Raw genomic sequence first — 837 nt, forward strand, 5'->3', positions numbered from 1 at the left:
GAAGAAAACAAGTCTGTTTCTGCGGCTTAAAAACAACTTAGTTAACCGGTTATAAAAGGGGCGTGCCTAACAAGCTGCAATAATGCATAAGGAGGCTGCGCATTCTTTAAGGTCGCCATAAAAAAGCAGCAGCGCCAAACATTTTCTTTGTAAATAATTATTAAGTTTAATGCCAAATCAATGTTTGGCTCTGTGGGACTCAGGAAAGTGGAGCTGTGTTCTCTCCTTAAGCATCATGCAGCTAACCGTTGGGGGCAATAGAACCAAACCTACAGAACTTATAGAAAATTAAGCCGAATGAATGAACTCAACTTGTTTCTCAAGACGTTAAGTAACGTTGAACTTGCAAAATTTATAGTGTATCGTTATAAAGACTTTGTTGGAACATCAAGAGAAACGATTATTTCAGAAGCAAAGAGCAGAAATTTAAATCATGTTGACTTAAGAAGACTATATAATGAAGACATCCAACTTGATAAATCTATAAAGAGCCGCTGTGAACAATGTGGTGCTGCTAAATTCTATACCGAGACTGACTATGAATTAAGACATAAAAGGTATTATAGTATTGAAGTTGCTCTTGAATCTGACAGGTGTCGCATTTGTGGTTATAATCCAGACAAAAATGGTAAAGGTTTTATGAACTGGATTAAGAAGAAATTGGGATTCTATCACAACACGAGAATTACGCGACCTGAAATTGATGGAAATATGTTTACGTAAAATATAAACTACTGCCCCCAACACGCCGCCATAGCGCATAGCAGTCCGGCTCACTTTGGGTGGGCAGATTCCCGCCTCGATAGTCTCGTCCTCTCGGACGGACAATCTCAACGC

The 837-nt window shown here is 39.1% G+C and carries 1 protein-coding gene; it reads left to right on the plus strand.

The window, feature by feature from the left end:
* Nucleotides 1–297 precede the first annotated feature (297 nt).
* Nucleotides 298–723, plus strand: coding sequence for a hypothetical protein (locus ACSX1H_RS19445; protein ID WP_439185921.1), 426 nt, complete (start codon nucleotides 298–300; stop codon nucleotides 721–723).
* Nucleotides 724–837: the final 114 nt, after the last annotated feature.

It is taken from the genome of Carboxylicivirga taeanensis (assembly GCF_051851475.1).
GTDB lineage: Bacteria > Bacteroidota > Bacteroidia > Bacteroidales > Marinilabiliaceae > Carboxylicivirga > Carboxylicivirga taeanensis.

Excerpts from the sequence above, each read along its gene's own strand:
- ACSX1H_RS19445 (WP_439185921.1), top strand. The coding sequence starts at position 298 with ATGAATGAACTCAACTTGTTTCTCAAGACGTTAAGTAACGTTGAACTT.